Below are 3,046 nucleotides of genomic sequence, written 5' to 3'. Positions count from 1 at the left end.
GTCTGCGGCGATGGACCTTGCCCTGGCGCTCATCGAGCACGACCACGGCGCGGCGCTGGCACGTAACGTGGCCCGACGCCTGGTCGTCTATTACCGTCGCCCCGGTGGGCAATCCCAATTTTCGGCATTGCTGGAACTCGAGCCGCGCAGCGATCGTGTCAAACGCGCGCTGATCTACGCGAAGGAAAATCTGCGCAATGCGCTGACGGTGGAGGAGCTAGCGGATGCCGCGCGCCTGTCGCCGCGGCAGTTCAGCCGTGTCTTCCGCGAGGAGACCGGGCAGTCCCCGGCTAAGGCCGTCGAGATGCTCCGGCTGGAAGCGGCCAGAACCATGCTCGAGTCAGGTCGTCACCCGATGGAAACCGTGGCGCGGGACACAGGGTTTGCGGACCGCGATCGTATGCGCCGGGCCTTTGTACGCGCCTACGGCGTGTCGCCAAGCAGCATCCGGCGAAATGACGCACTAGTAGAGCTGGAAGCGACGGAATGAACTGACGGCCGGGGACCGATGCGACAAGTTTCGAGCATGTCTGACCCAGCGACGCTAGGATGCGCAGCTTCGCACTCACCGGCTTGCGAAATGACGTGCATCTCGGCTTGAATAAGGCCTCACCCCTACGGATACCGACACCAGACAAGCCGCATAGGGAATCCTGGCGCGCGGTAGTCAGTACCCACGAGCGGTCGGTGCCTCACTCTCGAAGTGCATTATAAGTAGCTTATGGGGCTCAATACTCATGCTGGTATCGATTCGAGATTGCTAATTGCCGGTTACAGATCCATCGTTATCGAGGATGCCAAAGCCCTTTGAGGGAACACTATCAGGTGCGGGGGGCGTCATACAGGGCGGACAGTAACCGAACGGTTGCTGCTATCGATCAATTGTGGGGCAGAGAGGACGTGATGCCTCTCTGCATCTGAACGATCAGACGACGAAGGGCATCTGCCGCTGGCGCTTGCCCGTCAGCCGGAACAGTGCATTGGCGACCGCCGGGGCGATCGGCGGCACGCCAGGCTCGCCCAGTCCCGACGGTGCGTCTTCGGACGGCACAAAAAACACGTCGATGCGCGGTGCATCCGGCATCCGCGGTGGCGGATAGTCCGGAAAATTGCTGTTCCGAACCACTCCGTTCTCCATCTCGATGGCGAAGCCGGGCCGAATCATCGACAAGCCGAAGATGCATGCGCCCTGGACCTGGGCTTCTGCAGTCAGCGGATTGACGACGCGATTGCAGTGGACACCGGCCGTGACGTTGTGCACGCGCGCCTCACCCTTGGCGACGGACACTTCGACGACATACGCAACCACCGTCCCGAACGACTCGTGTACGGCCACGCCCCACGCATGCCCCCTCGGATTGCGCTTGCCGTAGCCGGCCTTGTCCGTGGCCAGCTGCAAGGCGGCGCGTTGTCGGACATGCTTGGTGGTGTCGAGTCGTGCCATGCGCCAAGCGACGGGATCCTGCTTCGCGGCCGTGGCGATCCCGTCGATCAGCGTCTCCTTGACGAAGCTCGTGTCGGTGTTACCCACCGAGCGCCACCAGAGCACCGCGACATCGACCTTCGGGTGATGAGCCGTCACCTGCATCGGCAGAGCGTATTCGTTCTCGACGATGCCTTCGGTCATGGTCGAGTCCACGCCGTTCTTCACGAGAACCGGCTCGAATGGGGTTCCCATGACGATCGACTGGCCGACGATCGCGTGCTGCCAACCTACGACCTGCCCCTTTTCGTCGAAGCCGATGCGTGCGCGGTGGACATGTAGCGGGCGATAGTAGCCGCCCTTGATATCGTCTTCGCGACTCCACATGACCTTGAGCGGTTCGGCATGGCCTCTGGCAATCCACTCGCGAAGTACGCCTGCCGATTCGACCAGGTAGTCCGACGTCGGCACGGCACGCCGGCCGAAGCCACCCCCGGCCATCATCGTATTCAGCGTCACCGTCTCGACCGGCAGCGACAACGTTTGGGCGATCGCCGCCTGATCGACAGTCTGAAATTGCGAGCCAACCCAGACCGTGACGCTGGTCGCCATATTGCCGCTAATCTCGGCCTGCATGGTACAGTTGAGCGGTTCCATCCGCGCGTGCGCGAGATACGGCAGCCGATATTCGGCATCGATCACGCGCGCAGCGCCCGCGAGGACCGCCTGCACGTCGCCACTCTCCAGCGGGACCGCCATCTTGCCCGGTTGCATCGCAAGCTTGCTGTATTCCTCGTAAAGCGCCTGCGTGCTGACCTTCGAGCCCGTGTCCTCCCATTCGATCTGCAGCGCGTCACGCCCCTGCTTGGCCGCCCAGTATCCGTTGGCGACCACCGCCACGCCGGAGCCGCCGCGATCCGCGGGCACCTGCATGACGTCGACAACGCCCTTGATCACGCGCGCCTTTTCCGCGTTGAACGACTTCACCTTGCCACCAAAGCGGGGCGGGTGCGCGACCACGGCCACAACCATGTCCTTGAGCCGGGTATCGATGCCGAACACGGGGTCGCCTCGCAGCTTCGAGGCGGCATCTAGGCGCGGCATTGGCTTGCCGATGAGGCGGAACTGCGACGGGTCCTTCAATACCACGGTCGTCGGCACCGGCAGACTCATGGCCGCATTGGCGAGCTCACCATAGGTGGCGCGATGCGTACCCGATGTGACCACCCCCTCCACGGCGGCGCAGCTGGCGGGGTCCACATTCCATTGTTTGGCCGCCGCAGTCACGAGCATCGCCCGAGCGCGCGCGCCGAGCTCGCGATACTGCGTAAACGAATGCATCAGCGCGGTAGAGCCGCCTGTCATCTGAATACCGAAGCCCGGATCGCGGTAAGCATCGCCGGCCGGGGCCAGCATTGACCGCACGTTTTTCCAGTCCACGTCGAGCTCGTCGGCCAGAACACTTTGTGCCGGTGCATCAGTGAACAAGCCTTCGCTCAGGCTCGCAGCAAACTCAGCGGCGATGTCTTTGCTCACCTCAATGACTGGCTGCTTCAGCAAGTGTCCAACCATTTGCCGCGCTGGCATGGCTTTCGGCTGGTCGCCGCGGACGCCTCACACCTG

General features: G+C 63.1%; 2 protein-coding genes and 1 pseudogene. 1 reads left to right on the top strand and 2 read right to left on the bottom strand.

Annotation, left to right across the window (positions count from 1 at the left end):
• Positions 1-490: GlxA family transcriptional regulator (locus ACYP5B_RS51000; RefSeq protein WP_459575113.1), on the top strand; the 490-nt coding region annotated here is incomplete at its 5' end.
• Positions 491-548: 58 nt separating this feature from the next.
• Here the strand turns inward: ACYP5B_RS51000 and ACYP5B_RS50995 are convergent.
• Both ACYP5B_RS50995 and ACYP5B_RS50990 read right to left on the bottom strand, forming a co-directional pair.
• Positions 549-674: pseudogene (locus tag ACYP5B_RS50995) on the bottom strand (hypothetical protein); the annotation flags it as partial.
• A 251-nt stretch (positions 675-925) separates the two neighbouring features.
• A complete protein-coding gene (locus tag ACYP5B_RS50990) occupies positions 926-2,923 on the bottom strand; it encodes a xanthine dehydrogenase family protein molybdopterin-binding subunit (RefSeq protein ID WP_459575115.1) in 1,998 nt (665 codons plus the stop codon).
• Between the last annotated feature and the right edge of the window lie 123 nt (positions 2,924-3,046).

The sequence above is a fragment of the Cupriavidus sp. 8B genome (assembly GCF_054589115.1).
This window is presented reverse-complemented; position numbering and strand designations above follow the sequence as displayed.